Origin of the sequence: Arthrobacter sp. C9C5, from assembly GCF_013359735.1 — a bacterium.
Classification (GTDB): Bacteria; Actinomycetota; Actinomycetes; order Actinomycetales; family Micrococcaceae; genus Arthrobacter.
On the sequence record NZ_JABFMX010000022.1, the window covers coordinates 1 to 16,953 of the forward strand.

The 16,953-nt window shown below is 66.6% G+C and carries 16 protein-coding genes and 1 tRNA gene; 7 read left to right on the top strand and 10 right to left on the bottom strand.

Translation table 11 applies throughout. From position 1 onward, the window contains the following. Positions 1-115: 115 nt before the first annotated feature. Both HNO80_RS15505 and HNO80_RS15510 read right to left on the bottom strand, forming a co-directional pair. On the bottom strand, positions 116-469 hold the full coding sequence (locus tag HNO80_RS15505) for a DUF2516 family protein (RefSeq protein ID WP_175323753.1): 354 nt from the start codon (positions 467-469) through the stop codon (positions 116-118). A 9-nt stretch (positions 470-478) separates the two neighbouring features. Then, complete coding sequence (locus HNO80_RS15510; protein ID WP_175323754.1) at positions 479-1,675, bottom strand: trans-sulfuration enzyme family protein; 1,197 nt, start codon at positions 1,673-1,675, stop codon at positions 479-481. Between the two features lie 89 nt (positions 1,676-1,764). Between HNO80_RS15510 and tmk the strand changes: the two genes are divergently transcribed. From tmk to HNO80_RS15530, 4 genes are all read left to right on the top strand, one after another. After that, a complete protein-coding gene (tmk, locus tag HNO80_RS15515) occupies positions 1,765-2,433 on the top strand; it encodes a dTMP kinase (protein WP_175323755.1) in 669 nt (222 codons plus the stop codon). Then, positions 2,430-3,572, top strand: a complete 1,143-nt coding sequence (locus HNO80_RS15520) for a DNA polymerase III subunit delta' (RefSeq protein ID WP_175323756.1) — start codon at positions 2,430-2,432, stop codon at positions 3,570-3,572. Before tmk ends, HNO80_RS15520 begins: the two co-directional genes overlap by 4 nt. A gap of 61 nt (positions 3,573-3,633) precedes the next feature. After that, a complete protein-coding gene (locus HNO80_RS15525) occupies positions 3,634-5,217 on the top strand; it encodes an alpha/beta hydrolase (protein WP_175323757.1) in 1,584 nt (527 codons plus the stop codon). A 103-nt stretch (positions 5,218-5,320) separates the two neighbouring features. Next, positions 5,321-5,393: transfer RNA gene (locus HNO80_RS15530), tRNA-Thr, on the top strand. A gap of 307 nt (positions 5,394-5,700) precedes the next feature. On the opposite strand, the gene HNO80_RS15535 is transcribed toward HNO80_RS15530, so the two are convergent. Together HNO80_RS15535 and HNO80_RS15540 are read right to left on the bottom strand one after the other, a co-directional pair. Then, positions 5,701-7,380, bottom strand: a complete 1,680-nt coding sequence (locus HNO80_RS15535) for a trypsin-like peptidase domain-containing protein (RefSeq protein WP_175323758.1) — start codon at positions 7,378-7,380, stop codon at positions 5,701-5,703. Positions 7,381-8,192: 812 nt separating this feature from the next. Further along, positions 8,193-8,666, bottom strand: a complete 474-nt coding sequence (locus HNO80_RS15540) for a DUF2231 domain-containing protein (RefSeq protein WP_175323759.1) — start codon at positions 8,664-8,666, stop codon at positions 8,193-8,195. Positions 8,667-8,736: 70 nt separating this feature from the next. Here HNO80_RS15540 and HNO80_RS15545 point away from each other — a divergent pair, with 70 nt between their 5' ends. The 3 genes from HNO80_RS15545 (at position 8,737) to HNO80_RS15555 (ending at position 11,238) form a co-directional block, all read left to right on the top strand. Then, entirely contained in the window at positions 8,737-9,702 is a 966-nt protein-coding gene (locus HNO80_RS15545) for a hypothetical protein (RefSeq protein WP_175323760.1), read from the top strand. Between the two features lie 36 nt (positions 9,703-9,738). Next, a complete protein-coding gene (locus HNO80_RS15550) occupies positions 9,739-9,978 on the top strand; it encodes a hypothetical protein (protein WP_175323752.1) in 240 nt (79 codons plus the stop codon). A 177-nt stretch (positions 9,979-10,155) separates the two neighbouring features. Beyond that, the gene (locus HNO80_RS15555; protein WP_175323761.1) at positions 10,156-11,238 is read left to right on the top strand and encodes a TRAP transporter substrate-binding protein; all 1,083 of its coding nucleotides are present in this window, start codon (positions 10,156-10,158) and stop codon (positions 11,236-11,238) included. A 121-nt stretch (positions 11,239-11,359) separates the two neighbouring features. Here the strand turns inward: HNO80_RS15555 and HNO80_RS15560 are convergent, their stop codons facing one another. The 6 genes from HNO80_RS15560 to HNO80_RS15585 all read right to left on the bottom strand — a co-directional run bounded on the left by HNO80_RS15560 (position 11,360) and on the right by HNO80_RS15585 (position 16,816). Then, the gene (locus HNO80_RS15560) at positions 11,360-12,205 is read right to left on the bottom strand and encodes an aldo/keto reductase (RefSeq protein WP_175323762.1); all 846 of its coding nucleotides are present in this window, start codon (positions 12,203-12,205) and stop codon (positions 11,360-11,362) included. Positions 12,206-12,332: 127 nt separating this feature from the next. Beyond that, positions 12,333-12,788: a hypothetical protein gene (locus HNO80_RS15565; RefSeq protein ID WP_175323763.1), complete on the bottom strand. Its 456-nt coding sequence runs from the start codon at positions 12,786-12,788 to the stop codon at positions 12,333-12,335. A 7-nt stretch (positions 12,789-12,795) separates the two neighbouring features. Then, a complete protein-coding gene (locus HNO80_RS15570) occupies positions 12,796-13,434 on the bottom strand; it encodes a bacterial proteasome activator family protein (RefSeq protein WP_175323764.1) in 639 nt (212 codons plus the stop codon). 179 nt (positions 13,435-13,613) lie between these two features. Further along, positions 13,614-13,805: a YbdD/YjiX family protein gene (locus tag HNO80_RS15575; RefSeq protein WP_175323765.1), complete on the bottom strand. Its 192-nt coding sequence runs from the start codon at positions 13,803-13,805 to the stop codon at positions 13,614-13,616. An 11-nt stretch (positions 13,806-13,816) separates the two neighbouring features. Next, a complete protein-coding gene (locus tag HNO80_RS15580) occupies positions 13,817-16,108 on the bottom strand; it encodes a carbon starvation CstA family protein (RefSeq protein WP_502707872.1) in 2,292 nt (763 codons plus the stop codon). 174 nt (positions 16,109-16,282) lie between these two features. After that, entirely contained in the window at positions 16,283-16,816 is a 534-nt protein-coding gene (locus HNO80_RS15585) for a PadR family transcriptional regulator (protein ID WP_175323767.1), read from the bottom strand. Positions 16,817-16,953 lie beyond the last annotated feature (137 nt).

A 16,953-nucleotide genomic window follows, 5' to 3' on the forward strand; every position in this document is an offset into this window, starting at 1 on the left:
GGCCCGACGCCGGCAGGGTTCCCCGAGCGAGCTTGCGAGCTGAGGGAGCCGGTGGGTGGGCCCACGCCGGCAGGGTTCCCTGAGCGAGCTTGCGAGCTGAGGGAGCCGGTGGGGATCACCAGGGGCCGTAGGGCCCCATGTTGCGGCTGCCGCCGCGGCCGGCATCCTTCACCGCGGGGCGGACATCGGCGAGGTAGACGGATGCCGCCGTCACGGCCGCGAGGCCGAAGAGCCCCAGCGGGCCGAAGAACCCGCCGCCACCGCCAACAATGGACAGCAGGCCGATGGCCAGGGCGCCGCCGGTCAGGGCGAGCCAGAACGTCTTGGTCCGCTTGGATACCGCCTCAAAGGCGTTGGCCTTGTGCCGCAGGCAATCGAAGAACGCCCACACCTCAAGCCCCAGGGCTACGACCGCCATGAGGAAGTAGATCCCTCTGTCGGCAATTTCAATCAGCGTTCTTCCGTCCATGCCCCCAGCCTAGCCGTCCAGTGTTGCCAAAGCCTGCTGCAAATCGGCCCACAGGTCCTCGACGTTTTCAATTCCGACGCTCAGCCGGACCAGGTTGTCCGGTACGCTCTCCGGCTCCGCCGTGTGCCGGCGGCGGCGCTCGATCAGGGATTCCACTCCGCCCAGCGAGGTGGCCGGCAGCCACAACTGCAGGGCCCGGATCATCCGGTCGGCCCCCTCCGCGCCGCTGAGCCCGCCGTCGGGACCGTCCACCGGAGCCATTTCGATGCACAGCACGGAGCCAAAACCCTTCATCTGCGCCTTGGCCCTTTCGTGGCCGGGGTCCGAGGGAAGCCCCGGGTACCGGATGCTGCCGACCCGCGGGTGCCGGCTCAGCCGCTCCGCGAGCACCGCAGCGGAGGCCTGCGAGCGCTCAATCCGCAAGGCGAGGGTGCGCAGCCCCCGCAGCGCCAGCCATGCCTCGAACGGCCCGGCGATGCCGCCGTGGATGGTGCGGTGGTGCAGCAGCCTGGCGTGGAGCTCGGCGTCGGAGGTCACGAGGGCGCCCAGCACGACGTCGGAATGGCCGGACAGGTACTTGGTGACCGAGTGCAAGACGACGTCGGAGCCGAGGCTGAGCGGCTGCTGCACGAGCGGGGTGGAGAAGGTGTTGTCGGTGACGACGAGGGCGCCGGCCGCGTGCGCCGCCGCAGTGAGCGCACGGATGTCCGCGACGCCGAGCATCGGGTTGGTGGGGCTCTCCAGCCACAGCATGTTGGCAGGCGTTCCGCCGGCGGGCGCCAGCTGTTCCAGCACGGCGTCGGTGTCCGAAATGTCCACGGTGCGCAGCTCCAGCGCGCCCTTCTGCGCCAGTTCCGTCGCCATCACGAGCGAACCGGCGTAACTGTGGGATGGCATTACCAGCACCCCCTGCGCCGGAACCAGGGACAGCGCGGAACTGACGGCGGCGAGGCCAGAGGCGTACAGCAGGCCGGGCAGCGCGGCGCCTTCCAGCTGCGCCAGGGCCTGTTCGAAGGGGTCCCAGGTGGGGTTGGAATACCGGCCGTAGCCGCGGTCGCCGGGACCCAGCGGGCCGGTGCCGAAATAGGTCGAGGACAGCACGATCGGCGGGTTGACCGGGGCGTCCCGTTCGCGCGGGGGACGGCCCGCGGCCACCACCACGGTTTCGGCCGAGAGCGAGGCTGCCTGTTCTTCGGAGAGACTCATGGTGACAGGGTACTTCGGAGCCGTGCCGGGCCCGTAAGGCGTTACGCGCGGGCCGCCATGGTGTCGGTGATTGTCGGTAGGCTAGAGCAGTGACTACCCAGACTCCCGGCCCCTTCCCCGGACTGTTCATTGCCTTTGAGGGCGGCGACGGTGCCGGCAAGTCCACCCAGGCCGCGGAGCTCGCCGGAGCACTCGAGTCCCGCGGGCTGACGGTGCTGCGGACGCGGGAGCCGGGCGGCACGCCAATCGGCGAGAAGCTTCGGTCCCTGGTGCTGGATCATGGCCACGGGCACATCGACGCCCACACCGAGGCCCTGATCTTTGCAGCGTCCCGCGCCGCGCACGCCGCGCAGGTCATCCGTCCGGCGCTGGAGCGGGGCGAGGTGGTCCTCACCGACCGGTACATCGACTCCTCGGTCGCCTACCAGGGCGCGGGCCGGCACCTCGGCACGGAAGCGGTGCGTGAGATCAATGACTGGGCCACCTCCGGCCTGCAGCCGGACCTGACGGTGTTGCTCGACGTCGACCCTGCCGACGGCCGCCGACGCCGGACCGCCGGCGACGCCGCGGAGGACCGGCTCGAATCGGAGGCGGACGAATTCCACGCCAGGATCCGCGCCGCTTTCCTGGCGCTGGCAGCGGCCCGGCCGGAAAAATACCTGGTCCTCGCGGCGCACCTGCCCGTGCCGGAGCTGGCTGCCCGGATCCTCGAACGGGTCGAGACGCTGCTCTCGCTCCGCCAGGGCAGCTCGGCATGAGCGTCTGGGACGACCTCCAAGGCCAGCCGGCCGTCGTCGCCCAACTGCGCCAGGCCGCGGAGGGCGACGGTCTCACGCACGCCTGGCTGTTCACCGGCCCGCCGGGATCCGGCCGGTCCAACGCCGCGAAGGCCTTTGCCGCGGCACTGAACTGCGACCAGGAAGACATCACGAAGCGGGGCTGCGGCGAATGCCCCGCGTGCCAGACCATCGTTGGCGAGACGCACTCGGATGTCACGTTCGTGCGTACCGAGAAGGTCACCATCACCATCGACGAGGCCCGCGAACTGGTCTCGACCGCGGGCAACCGGCCCTCCTCCGCCCGCTGGCGCATCATCGTCGTCGAAGACGCGGACCGGATGGCGGAGCGCACCACCAACGTGCTGCTCAAGGCCATCGAGGAGCCCACCCCGCGCACCATCTGGATGCTGTGCGCGCCGTCCCCCGCGGACGTGCTCGTGACCATCCGTTCCCGTTGCCGCCCGGTGGCGCTGCGGCTTCCGCCGGCGGCCGACGTCGCGGCCCTCCTGGTCAAGCGCGACGGCGTCGAACCGGAGGTTGCCGAACGCGCCGCCCGCGCCGCTCAAAGCCACGTGGGGATCGCCCGCAGGCTGGCGAGGGACCCCGAGGCCCGCGAACGCCGGCTGGAGACCGTGCGGTTCCCGCTGCACCTGCGGGGCATCACCGCGGCCGTGATGATGGCGGACAAGCTCGTCAAGATCGCCACCGAGGAAGCCAACAGCTCCAACGACGAGCGCGACGCCGCCGAGAAGGCCGCGCTGCTCGCCACGCTGGGGGCACCCGAAAGCGGGCCGCTTCCGCCAGCCATGCGCGGCCAGGTCAAACAGCTCGAAGACGACCAGAAGCGGCGTGCCAAGCGCTCCGTCACCGACTCGCTTGACCGTACCCTGACCGACCTGCTGTCCTTTTACCGGGATGTGCTGATCATCCAGATGGGGAACGCCGTGGAACTGGTTAACGTTGAGCTGAGGAGCGAGCTGCAGGAATTCGCCGGACGCTCAACGGCCGAGGTGACACTTGCCCGGATGGATGCCATCAACAAGGCCCGCAAACGGATCACGACGACCAATGTGGCCCCGCTGCTGGCCATCGAGTCCATGGCCGCCAGCCTGATTTGACCCGTCGGCAATGCTGCACCCGCTTCGATCCGCCAAGTTCCACATCCCCAAGGAGAACCGCATGACGTCAGCACCACCACCCCCGGCAGGCAGCCGAACATTGGGGCTCGGGGTGCGGGCGGCCGGTGCCTTGGCGCTGGGCTTGGTGCTGTCCCTGGTGCTGTCTTCCTGCACGCTTTTCGGCCCCGGCGACGGCGGTCCAAAGAGCTCCTCCGTAACGGCCGACCCTTCGATCGCCGCCGCCGCCCCGGCCGAGCTGCGGAGCTTCTACTCCCAGCAGCTCAAGTGGTCGGGCTGCGAGGGGGACTTCCAGTGCGCCAAGGTCAAGGTTCCGCTGGACTACAGCAAGCCCGACGGCGGCACGATCGAACTTGCCGCCATCAAATTGGCCTCGAAGGGCGGCAACAAGAAGGGCAGCCTGCTGGTTAACCCGGGCGGTCCCGGCGGTTCCGGCTACGACTTCGTCAGGGACGCCGGCTCCACGAACATTTCCGAGAAGGTGCGCTCGAACTACGACGTCGTCGGCTTCGATCCGCGCGGGGTGAAGCGCTCCGCTCCGGTCACCTGCCTCACCGACCGGGAACGCGACGCCAATCGCGCCAAGATCTACAAGCTGGACACCGACGCCGGACTGGCCGAAGCCCTCGCGGACAACAAGGCCATCGCCGCCAAGTGTGCCCAGAAGACCGGGCCGGTCCTGGCCCACGTCGACACCGTCAGCGCCGCCAGGGACCTCGACATCCTCCGCGGCGTCCTGAACGACACCAAGCTGAACTACCTGGGCTACTCCTACGGCACCTTCCTCGGCTCGACCTACGCCTCGCTCTTCCCGGATAACGTGGGCCGGATGGTGCTGGACGGCGCCCTGGACCCCTCGCTGAGCAATGAGGAGCTGACCGCAGGCCAGGCGAAGGCCTTTGAGAAGGCCATCCGCGCGTATGTGACCAACTGCCTCCAGAACACCGGCTGCCCGTTGAGCGGAACCCCGGACGAGGCCGTCCGGCAGATCCAGGACCTCATCGCGGCCGTGGAGGCGAATCCGCAGCCCGCCAAGGACGGCCGGGTGGTCAATGCGTCCATGTTCGTCAGCGGCTTCATCCTGCCTTTCTACAACGACGACAACTGGCCCGTGCTGACCCAGGCCTTGGACAGCGCGATGAAGGGCGATCTGTCCCCGATGCTCCGGCTGTCCGACTTCGGCGCGGACCGTGAGCCGAACGGCACCTACTCGGCAAACTCCGCGTTCGCCTTCAACGCCATCAACTGCCTCGACTACTCGATGGAATCCGGCACGGCGGCGATGCGCACCGACGAGAAGCGGCTCCGTCAGCTCTCCCCCACGCTGGGCTACTACTTTGCGTACGGCGGCACGAGCTGCAAGGACTGGCCCTACAAGAGCCTCCGCACCCCGGCTCCGGCCCAGTACAAGGGCACGGCCGACATCCTGGTCGTAGGCACCACCGGCGACCCCGCCACACCGTACGAATGGGCCGTCGCCCTGCGCAAGCAACTGGGCACCGCCTCGCTGCTGACCTGGAAGGGCGAGGGCCACACCGCCTACGGCCGCTCGAACAGCTGCGTTGAGAAGGCCGTGGACGGGTACCTCGTGGACGGCAAGACACCGGCGGACAACACCGTCTGCTGAGCTTTGGACGGCTTCCGCGCCGCTCATTTTGACCCGGGCGCGGAAGCTCCATTACAGTTGTCTCTTGCATGATCCGCCCGGTTCGCCGGGGTTTCACGCGGTTGCTTCCTTAGCTCAGTCGGTAGAGCGTCTCACTCGTAATGAGAAGGTCATCAGTTCGATTCTGATAGGAAGCTCGAGAAGAACCCCCGGAAATCAACGATTTCCGGGGGTTCTGTCGTTTTCGTTGACAATCGACTTTCCCACGGATTCGACCGTTGACTCAGGTGGCCTCACTTCGAGGGCCGCAGCCTAAGGCGCCCGGCTGGGCCGGAGAATTTCCCGAAGAGCGTTTCGTTAGGCTGCAAACAGACCGCACCAACAGGTGGGTGACCCTGCCCAATTTTTGATCCCACCGGATTGCCTCCCGGAAGCAGCTTGAACGAGTCGACGCGCAGCGTGATCGGCCCATCGGGCGGCAATCCGGGTCTTGTCTGGGACCTGCTATGGCGAACTCGCGGGTCCGGATACCTCGGGCGTGGGCGCGCCGCATCGGCCACAGTAGAGGTCTTGATCGGAGAGTCTTTCGCCGCAGTGGGTGCAATGGTGTTCGGTCACTTGCTGCTCGGATTTATCACTAAGGGTGGCGACGTTTGAAGGAAGTGTGGCGCCCAAGACCTCATTGGATTGCCCCCGAGGTTCACTACTGTCCGTCTGAAAGGAAGCTGCGTGTCCTTCAGCCGAAGCTGGAGCTTCTCGTCGGGTTAGCGCCTCTCTGCGGCGGAAGACGAATATCGCGGAAATGACTAGGACGAGAGCGATGACAGACAGGACGATCCAAAGCGGTTCGATCCCTTGAGGTCCGGGGCTTTGCTCAGGCACGTCTCGACCGGCCGCAACGGCTGCCTGATCTTCGCTCAAGTGCTTTTGAACGTAGGGATGACCCGGGGCGACGGTGTTGAGTCCGCTAAACGTCTCCAGCGCAGCCTTGAAGTGGTTGCCGGCCTCCTGGTCCAGCCCATGTTTGTATTGCTTCGTGAAGTTGCCTTCAGCGGGACGGGCGCCTGATCGCGCAACAAATTCTTTGATGAGCGTCACCGGCATGAGGAAGTTAACACCGGGGAGGGGGGCTCCGGATGCAGGGTCGGCTTTGCCGAACGTGGCTATGCCGATGACCTCACCTTTTTCGTTGAGTACGGGCCCTCCGCTGTTGCCCCGGTTGATGGCAGCATCGGTTTGCAGGACATCGAAGCCGGCATCTGTCTTCTTACGAGCGCTTGCGGTGCCGGAACTCAGACTCGGTTCCGTGAGGCTTTCTCTGCCAACCGTGCCTGCAGCGGGGTAGCCAATGACGAAGAGGCGGTCACCAGTGCGAACAGACGCGTCGTCCCCTAGGGGCAGCGTGGGAAGGTTCTTCTGCTCAACTTTTAGTACGGCTACGTCCTTGCCTGGGGTCGGTTCCCCCGCCGCCACCAGCGTTGCGGGTACGGCTAGAGGGAGGGTGGCAACTCCGGCGAGGTTGGCGCCTTCAAGGACTGAGAACTCCTTTTTCATGCTGCCGAGCTGGCTATTGGCGACTAACCACTTGGCATAGGCGGCGGTGAAGCTATCTTTCACACTTGATTGCGCTGCCGCGTTGCTGGCCAACAGCCCGGCCGACACCAGTTCGGCCAGTAGCTTGGGTACATCGATCTCAAGTTGCTTGGCTTGGCCAGCTTCGAGCAGTTCTTTCTTGCTTTCTTCGTCGCTCGGTGCTGCGACGTGGGCGTTGGTAACGACATAGCCGTTTTCGTCCACGATGAAGCCTGATCCCGTCCAACTGGATGTGGACGGGATCTGCCTGGCGGCCCCGGCTTTGATGGTCTGGTCGGGGTACTGGGTAACGAGCTCCAGCGTCCTCGCGGGGATCTGAGCTGCCGAAGTGATCTGGCCCTGTCCGGCTTCGACCTTTAGCTCGTTGACCAGCACCTCAATATTCATGGAAGGCGTCGAGCTAACTAGAGGCGCTGAAACCTGACCTTGGATCCAGACGGTGGCTGGCTCGGACTGGGCGAATAGACGGACCGAGTCAAGGGTGCCATTACTCGGAACGGCTTGAGGGACCGCGACAACTGTGTACGCGGTCAATGCCATCATTGTCATGGCGCGAAGTCCAACGGGTGACGTGCTGGAGAAGATCCTCATTTTCTTTTTCCTGTCGCATGACCGTTCGCTGTTGTCGGTGAGAAGCGTTCACATGGGTCAGAAAAGCAGGTGCGGATCGGAGGTCCATTTTTCTTGGCCCACATCGCGGGAACTCGATTGCCTCAGCATGCAAGGTTCGGTGCGAAACCTGATCTATCGGGACCCCTAAGAGTGCCCTCCTAAATTGTCGAAATTTCACTCCACCGGCGGCAGGGTATTTGGACCTTTTTTGATTAGCTGTGGCGTCATGCCTCCCATAGTCTGCGCGAACGATATGCCGGCGTCGCGGAAGACCCGTCACTCCTTAATAAGACTGGGCGTAATTGCCGGCACCGGAATGATAGCCAGCGATAAAGCCACTTCTGCATCATCACCGCCGCCCTACCCTTGACAGAAATACTGGGGACGACGGTGTTGCCAATGTCGGCTGGCCTTACCACCTCCGCTCGGCGCTCCGGCGTCGGAAGCCAGGCTGGGACGCCTGCCTATGGAGTCGAATTTCTCGGTGAGCGTTTGGGCGAGCCCGATTCCGGATAGGTCTGGCGGATAAACGGCGTTCGGCGTCATCTCCTAAGATTTGACCGCTGCTGTGGCGGTTCTGGCGCCCGTGGTGCCGCTGCTTTACGCCGCGGCCATGGGCGCGGCGGCACTCGGCGCGCTGGCCGGCGGCGCGCTCTATGGCGCCCTCTACGGGGCCCGGCCCGCGCTGCAGGCGGCTGCCCTGGTGCTACTGCTCATGACAGTGCGGAGAGCGCGCCGGGCCCGAGGCCCGGGCGCGCCCTCCGCACCGTCAGTGCACTTTCAGTACGCCGTCAGCGGGCCCACACGGAAGCGGCCCCGGAGTGACCGGTGATGATGCTCTGGTAGAGAAAGAAGGCCCCGGCCAGGGCTCCGGCAACCAGCAAGACGGTCCGCAGGACCCGGTTTTCGCGCAGGCCACCGAGGAAGGCGAACCGCCGGCCGATCGGTTCGAAGCTCACGACAATCATCGCCGCGACGATCACGAAGAAGATGACCGAGACAACCTTAAGCACGTCACCCTGTTCGGCATGTTCCCGGACCAACTCCGTCGACGGACGGGCCTTCTGCAATTGCTCCCCCGCCTGTGCGGTTACGAGCGCGACCGGAACCAGCCCCAGCGAGAGAACACCCAGCGGCCAGGCCAGGTACCTCCGCCAGCGGGTTACCGCCGCGTAGGCGATGGCGGCGAGGCCGGCGATCGGGCCAAGCACCACGACGGCGTGGACCAGAAGGATGTGGGCCGGGAGGCCGCCTATTTCAATCACGTGGAATCTCCTACGGTGGACGTGTGCTGCGCGCCCCCGGCGTGGGGGCCGGAGCTTCTATGATTCTTGCATGGCAAAACTTGAGCTCGCGGACATTGCTGGGCAGCTCTATGGGATGCCGTTCGACGGTTTTGTCGCAGGCCGCAATGCCGCGGCCAAGGAACTGCTCTCCGCAACCTCCGCGACGCCGGAGCTACGCTCCCGCGCGGCGGAGGTGCGCTCCCTGCCCAAACCCTCGGTGAGCGCCTGGGCCGTCAACATGCTCGCCTGGCGGCGGCCGGAAACACTCCGCGACCTGGCCGAGCTGGGACTCGCAATGCGCCGGGCCCAGGCCGCCCTGGACGCGGCAACGCTCCGCAGCCTCTCCCGCGAGCGGCGGACCATGCTGGCCTGCGCGGTCGACGCAGCCCGCACCGTGACGGAGCAACAGGGGCGGAAAATCAGCGGCACCGTCGCGGCGGAAGTGGAACAGACCCTGCGTGCGGCCACGGCTGACGAGGGCGCCGCTGCCGCCGTCCAGAGCGGACGGCTGCTCCGGGCACTCTCCGCCGACGGCGTCGACGTCGTTGACCTCGACGGCGCCGTCGCCGTCCCGGATGCGCCAGGGGCAAGACCGCCGGCCACTCCCCCGGAGAACGCCGCGTCCCCGGCGCCAGGCACGCCCCCGACAGCCGGCCAGCCGCGCCTGCGGGCCGTCCGGCAGGAACGGCCGGCGCCCAGTCCCTCGGCCAGGGAGCGCGCCCAGGCCGCCCTCCGGCAGGCCTCCGACGCCGCCCGCTCCAGCGCCGCCGAAGCAGAACGCACATCCGGGGAACTCAAGGACGCGACGGACGCTGCGGCTGCACTGACGGAGGAGGCTGCCGGGCTCAGGGAACAGCTGGCGCGTGCCGAGGCCGGGCTGCGGCAGGCCCGCAAGCGGCTCGAACTGGCCTCCGCCGCCGCGCAGCAGGCAGCCCGGACGGCGGAGAAGGACCGCCGCCGGGAGGACCTGACCCGGGAACGGGTTCTGCGGCTGGGCAACACGCCGGGCGGATGAGCACTTACTGTCAGAGGGCGGTTGCAGACTTAATTCATGGAACAGCATCAGGATTTCCAACATCAGGAGTTCACAGCAGCCCGGCAGGCAGCAACCCCGTCCGCGGCAGAGCACTGGGAAGTCACCTACCTGGACACCGAGTGCGGCCGGATCCGTACCGAAGCGTTCGACGACGCCGCCGCTGCCGAGCGCTTTGCCAGCCGGCGCATCCAAGACGAACACGGCTGGGCGATCATCGACGCCGTGCGGCCGCGTCAGGGCCGGGCCGCGGCGTAGAACGGCGGGCAGCTGCGGACCTTGTGTGAAGGTCCGGGCTCGTCAGGAAACCTGGAAGTCCGTCCGTTTGGCCTGTTGGCGGACGGCCCAAAGGAGTAGCTTTCGAAGTGAAGGCTTCCTCTTCTCCGGTGTCAGCACCGGGGGGAGCTTCGCCTTGGGACCCGAAAAGAGGCCAGCATGCAAACACGGATGCGTGGTGCGGCGATCATGGCGGCGGCAGCCCTTGTCCTGACGGCGGCCGGATGCGGGGCCGCCAGCGGACTTTCGCAGGCTGATCAGCAGTCCGCTGACGCGACGGTCCTGACCTTGGCCACCGCTGGCGGTCCCGACGGTCATTCTGCAGCGCAAGTCCGGGAATTCGCCAGCCAGGTGAAGGAACTCTCCGGCGGGTCGATCCGGATCGAACTCGTGCTCAAAGCGGCCGCCGACGAAGCAGGCGCATGGGATCAAGCCGTTGCCCAATCCACCGAGGGCGGCGACTTCGACATGGCGCTGATCCCCACCCGGACTTGGGAGTCGGAGGGTGTCCTGTCCTTCACGGCACTCTCAGCACCTTTCCTCCGGGCCTCGGAGCAGGTGGTGGCGAAGATCGTCGCACCAGAGATCGCCGGCAGCATGATGGCGGGCCTGAGGCCGATCGGACTCACCGGGCTCGCCCTGCTGCCCGACCGCCCGCGGATGCTCTTTTCCTTCGACGGACCCGTGACGGCACCGGCCGACTTGGCTGGAAAAGTTGTCCGCGCCCCCGGCTCCAGCACGGGATACGCGACCCTGAAGGCCTTGGGGGCCAGCCCGCAGTCACTGGCGGGGGAACTGTTCACCGACGCGCTGAATAAAGGCACGGTTAAGGCCGCCGAGTCGTCCTTCACCCGGGCCGGAACCTTTCCTCGGCCCAGCACGACAACGGGGAATTTGCCGCTGTACATGAAGGTCAACTCGCTGGCCATTAACACCAAGACCTATTCGCACCTGGCCGCAGACGACCGGCGGATCCTGATGGAGGCCGCCGCGAAGACGCGGGAATCAGTATCCAGCTCCATGGTCCATACCGCCGACGAGGCGGCTGCCTACTGCCGAAACGGCGGCACGATCGTCGCAGCCACGGATGAGCAGATCGCAGCCTTCGAAGCTGCGGCGGCCCCGGTCTACGCGCAGCTTGAAAAGGATTCCGCCACGCGGGCGCTCATCGCAAAGATCCGCACCTTGGCCGAGGCTCCAGACGGGGCCTTCGACGTCGCCCCCTGCAGCCCCGGCGCCTGACGGCGCCGGGACCACCCGTAGCCGACGCAAAGAAGACCGACGAAAAGAGCGGTCCAAGGCCAATAGCCCTGGACCGCTCACTTCTTACCTCTTGGGAGGAAACCCTATTTCGCCGGGATGGCTAGGCGAAGTCGGAGACCGCCGGGTCTGCACCGATGCGGCCGGCGCCCTCTGCGGAGCGGTCCAGACCGTTGATGGCCTGCACGTCCGTCTCGTCCAGGGTGACGTCCAGGGCCGCGTAGTTCTCGCGGATCCGCGATTCGGTGACGGACTTGGGGATCACGACGTTGCCGATCGCGAGGTGCCAGGCGATGACCACCTGCGCCGGAGTGGCGTTGTGCTTGGCCGCGATCTGGGCGATGACCGGGCTTTCCAGCAGCTCGCCGCCCTGGCCCAGCGGCGACCATGCCTCGGTGAGGATGCCCTTGGAAGCGTTGAACTCACGCAGCTCCGCCTGGTTGAAGAACGGGTGCAGCTCGATCTGGTGGATCGCCGGGACGACGCCGGTTTCGTCGATCAGGCGCTGCAGCCCCTCCTTGGTGAAGTTGGAGACACCGATGGTCTTCACGCGGCCCTGCTTCTGCAGCTCGATGAGCGCCTTCCAGGTGTCAACGTACTTGTCCTGCTTGGGCTGCATCCAGTGGATGAGGTAGAGGTCCAGGGTCTCGAGGCCGAGGCGTTCCATGGATTCCTCGAACGCCTTCAGGGTGGACTCATAGCCCTGGTCCGCGTTCCACAGCTTGGTGGTGATGAAGATTTCCTCCGGCTTCAGGCCCGAACGCTCGATCGCGCGGCCTACCCCGGCTTCATTTCCGTAGATCTTGGCGGTGTCGATGTGCCGGTAGCCGGCCTCGAACGCCTGGACGACGACCTTCTCGGCGATGTCGTCCTCAACTTGCCACACGCCGTAGCCGAGCTGCGGGATGGTGTTGCCGTCATTGAATGTCAGTTCGGGTGAAGAAGTCATTCGTCCATCCTGCCAACCGGCTGCCCCTCAGGCCAGTGTTTTGACGCCGCTAAGCTAGGCGCTTAACCGGGAATATCCTTAACACCCGGTGTTTCGGCCCGGTCGCCCGCCGCGGGGCGGCGCAGCGTCAGCCTTCCGTTGCTGCCTCAGCGAGCCGCCGTTCGGCGTCGTCGATGTGTTCCACGACGGACTCCGCGCGGCGGCGCACGGACGCCGCGCCGACCGGGACCGGCCCGACGGCGAGGCGCAGCATCGCCGCTGCTTCCGCGGTCATGGCCAGCGAGTTGCCGGCCGTGGACAGGGAGCGGTGCACGCCGGCCAGGGCCCCGGGGATGTCGAGGCCGTCGCTGGGCGAACGGCGTTGCGCCTCCATGCAGATCTGCCGGACCCGCCCGGCCAAGGCGGACAGTTCGTTGGCGATCTCGACCAGCTCCGAGTAGAGGGCCTCGTCCTCGACGCCTTCGAGGACCTGGTGGTACCGGTCCAGTCCCCGGACGAACCGGTCGTGGGCGCGCCGCCACAGGCCCTTGCCGAGTTCGGCGTCGTCCTTGCGTCCCTGCCGTGCCGCGCTAAAGAAACCCAACGGTGGCCTAGAGGTACTGGCCGGGACCGTGGTCCGGATCGGCAGGTCGGGCGGGCTGCGTGGGATCCGCGCCGGGCTGAGGCTCGGCGGCGCGCTGGGGTTCGCCGTTTTCCCCGATGATAACGCCGGGCGCGATCATGGTGCCGGGCGGCAACTGGCGGAGCTGCAACTGCGCGGCCGCGTGCTCGCGGGCGGCATGCTGGGCCGCGATCGCGGTCTGGATGCCGTGGAAGAGTCCTTCCAGCCAGCCGACCAGCTGGGCCTGGGCGATGCGCAATTCCGCGTCGGAAGGGGTGCCGTCCTCGGGGAACGGCAGATGGATCCGCTCAAGTTCCTGCACCAGCTCGGGCGCGAGCCCGTCTTCCAGTTCCTTGATCGAACGTTCGTGGATTTCGGCCAGCCGGATCCGCGCCGCGTCGTCCAGCGGGGCGGACTTCACCTCGTCGAGCAGCTGCTTCAGCATGGTGCCGATCCGCATGACCTTGGCGGGTTCGTCCACCAGGTCGTGGAGGTGGCTGGCCCGGCTGCGCGTTGCCGGTCCCATGGGCGCTGATTCGTTGTCGGGTGCGTCCCGCGGTGCCGTGGACGTGGTGATGCCCTCCACAGGAGTGCCGTCGCCGGACTGAGTGTCGATCGGATCGCTCATGGCTTCATACTCTCACGCGCGGCAGCGGAGGGCAGGGGTGGATGACGCCCCGTGCCGCACCCCGGCAAAGCGCCTGCGCAGTGCGCGGCGCAGGGCCCGGCGTCGTGTCCCGAAAACGACGGAAGGCGCCGTCGGGAACGGGTGTTCCCGTCGGCGCCTTCCGGATTGCGATAGCGGTGTCAGCAGCAACGGCCTTGCGGGTTGCTGTCCTGGCGGTCCGTGTGGTCGCGCCAGAAGTCCCGTTCACACATCGGCGGACCGTCGTGGCCCGAGGCCTCGTGGTGCTCCAGGTACTTCTTGTAGGCATCGGCCCCGAGGACACCGCTGAAGTACTCAGCAAAGCCCCGGAATCCCGCTACGAGTGCATTCATGGCAGCAACCGTCAGTGCCGTGCGGAGTGTTCGAGCCGCTGGTCTGCGGGCAGCTTCTTCCACTTCGCGTCCAGCTCCCGCTCGGCCGCTGTCGGGAACAGCCCGGCCGGCGCGAAGACGCGGGACGGCTGGGCCGGATCCTCGTATTCGACGTTGGCGATGCCGGCGGAGGCATTGCGGAAGGCCTTTGCCGTCGCGATCAGCGCCGTGATGATGACGATGATGCTCAGCACCACGAAGATGATCGAGAGCCAGCCCTGGATCATCGTGTTGCGGACCACGGCTTCCATGGCGGCCTGCGTCTTGGCCGTGCCGAAGGAGGTCTTTCCATCGGCCAGTGCCTTGGCGAACGCCGCGTTGTTGGCGAAGTACCCGACGGCGGGGACCGGCGAGAAGATCTTGTAGAAGCTCGCGGTGATGGTGACGACGGCCGCGAAGGCCAGCGGCAGCGCCACGATCCAGAGGTACTTGAAGGTGCCGCGCTTGGCCACGATGGCGAGCACCACCGACAGGGCGATGGCCGCCAGCAGCTGGTTGGCGATGCCGAACAGCGGGAACAGCGTGTTGATGCCGCCCAGCGGGTCCGTGACGCCCATCAGCAGCACCAAGCCCCACGCGGCGACCATCACCGCGGTGGCGAGCCAGGCCCCCGGCCGCCAGGAGTGGTCCTTGAACTTCGGCACGAAGTTGCCGATCGAGTCCTGCAGCATGAACCGCGCGACGCGGGTGCCGGCGTCGACCGCCGTGAGGATGAAGAGCGCCTCGAACATGATGGCGAAGTGGTACCAGAAGGCCATCATCGCGGTGCCGCCAATGAACTGCTGCATGATGTGCGCCAGGCCGACGGCGAGCGTGGGAGCGCCGCCGGAGCGGGAGATGATGCTTTGCTCGCCGACGTCCTTGGCGGTCTGGGCCAGGACGTCAGGGGTGATGTTGACCCCGGCCAGGCCCAGGCTGTTGACCCATTGCGCAGCCGTTTCCACGGTGCCGCCGGTCAGTGCGGTCGGGGCGTTCATGGCGAAGTAGATGCCGCGGTCGATCGAGATCGCCGCAACGAGCGCCATGATGGCGACGAAGGATTCCATCAGCATGCCGCCGTAGCCGATCAGGCGGGTCTGGCGTTCCTTTTCGATCAGCTTCGGCGTCGTGCCGGAGGAGATCAGGGCGTGGAAGCCGGAGAGGGCGCCGCAGGCGATGGTGACGAACAGGAACGGGAACACGGCTCCGGAGAAGACGGGTCCGTTGTCGCGCGAGGCGAACTCACTGAACGCCGGGACCGTGATTTCGGGCCGCACCACGATGATGGCCAGGGCCAGCATCACGATCACGCCGATCTTCATGAAGGTGGAGAGGTAGTCACGCGGTGCCAGCAGCAGCCACACGGGCAGGATCGCGGCGATGAAGCCGTAGATGATCAGGCCCCAGGCGATGGTGACCTTGTCCAGGTGGAAGAACGCGGCACCCCACTCGGTGCCGGCCACGGCGCCGCCGCCGATGATGGCGGCCATCAGGAGTACGAAGCCGATGAGCGAGACTTCCATGACCTTGCCGGGGCGGAGGTAGCGCAGGTAGACGCCCATGAACAGGGCGATCGGGATCGTCATGCCGACGGAGAACACACCCCAGGGGCTTTCGCCGAGGGCGTTGACGACGACGAGGGCCAGGATGGCCACGATGATCACCATGATGAGCAGGGTGGCGATGAGGGCGGCGGTGCCGCCGATCACGCCGAGTTCCTCACGCGCCATCTGGCCGAGCGAACGTCCGCCGCGGCGCATGGAGAAGAAGAGCACCAGGTAGTCCTGGACGGCGCCGGCCAGGACGACGCCGATGATGATCCAGATGGTGCCGGGCAGGTAGCCCATCTGGGCCGCGATGACCGGGCCGACGAGCGGGCCGGCGCCGGCGATGGCGGCGAAGTGGTGGCCGAACAGCACGTTACGGTCGGTCCGGACGTAGTCCTTGCCGTCCGCCTTGTATTCGGCAGGGGTGGCGCGGCGGTCGTTCGGCTTGGTGATGTACCGCTCGATGACCTTGGAATAGAAGCGGTACCCGATCAGGTACGTGCAGACCGAGGCGAACACGAACCAGATCGCGTTGACCGTCTCGCCGCGGACGATCGCGAGCATGAACCAGGCGACGCCGCCCAGCAGTGCGATCGCCGCCCAGAGCGCGATTTTCGCCGGTGTCCACTTGCGCTCTTCCGCTTCGCGGACGGACTCGTCGACGGCCGTGGCCGGAAGGCCCGGAACCGGCGTGATGCCGTCGTCGACCCGTGCGGTGTTTGGCCCGCCATCTGGCATTGTGCCCATGTCTCCTCCTTGAGAAACCCCATCTGACAGATCTGCAGTCAGATCTGCCCCATGGCACCCTATCAACGCGGCATCCGAATGGACATGGAGCCGGGGCCGCCGCGCCCCGCGGCTCGCCAAGCGGTGCAGAGTCCGCGGTGAACGGCGTCACAACGAAGGTGCCGGTCAGGCCGGGCCGGTCAGCTGCATCAGGCGGGCCTCGCAGAGGTCCAGCCAGCGGACCTCCGCCTCGGTCTGGAAAATCAGCGAGTCGAGGACCAGCAGCCTGGCCGTGTCCGCAGGGCGAGGATGCACGACGGCCTCGCGCCGGGACTTGGTGTACTCCTGCAGCGCCCGGATGGAGACGGCGCGCTGCGCCTGAATGAGTCCGCCGACGTCGACGGCGGGCAGCGTCAGCGCGAGGGCGAGCTTGATGGCCAGTTCGTTGCGCGGCGGATTGGCACGGCCCACGGGAGCGTGGAACCAGTCCCGGACCTCGGCGAGGCCCGCCGGGGTAATGCTGTAGATGATGTGGCCTTCACCGTCGGCGCCGTCTTTCTGGACGAGGCCGTCACGTTCGAGGCGGTCAAGGGTGGTGTAAACCTGCCCGATGTTGAGGGGCCAGGATGAGCCGGTGCGATCCTCGAATTCGGTCCTGAGCTGATACCCGTAGCGCGGCCGGTCCTGCAGCAGCGCAAGAAGGCTGTGGCGGATAGACATGGTGCTCCCGACGGTAGCAGGACGACGGCATACACGCGCCCCAAGACGCGTGTATACCGCGTATGGAATTACATTATCGTCGTTTACCCGGGACAGCCACTACGCATATGCCTATCCGCGTATGCTATCCGTCACAC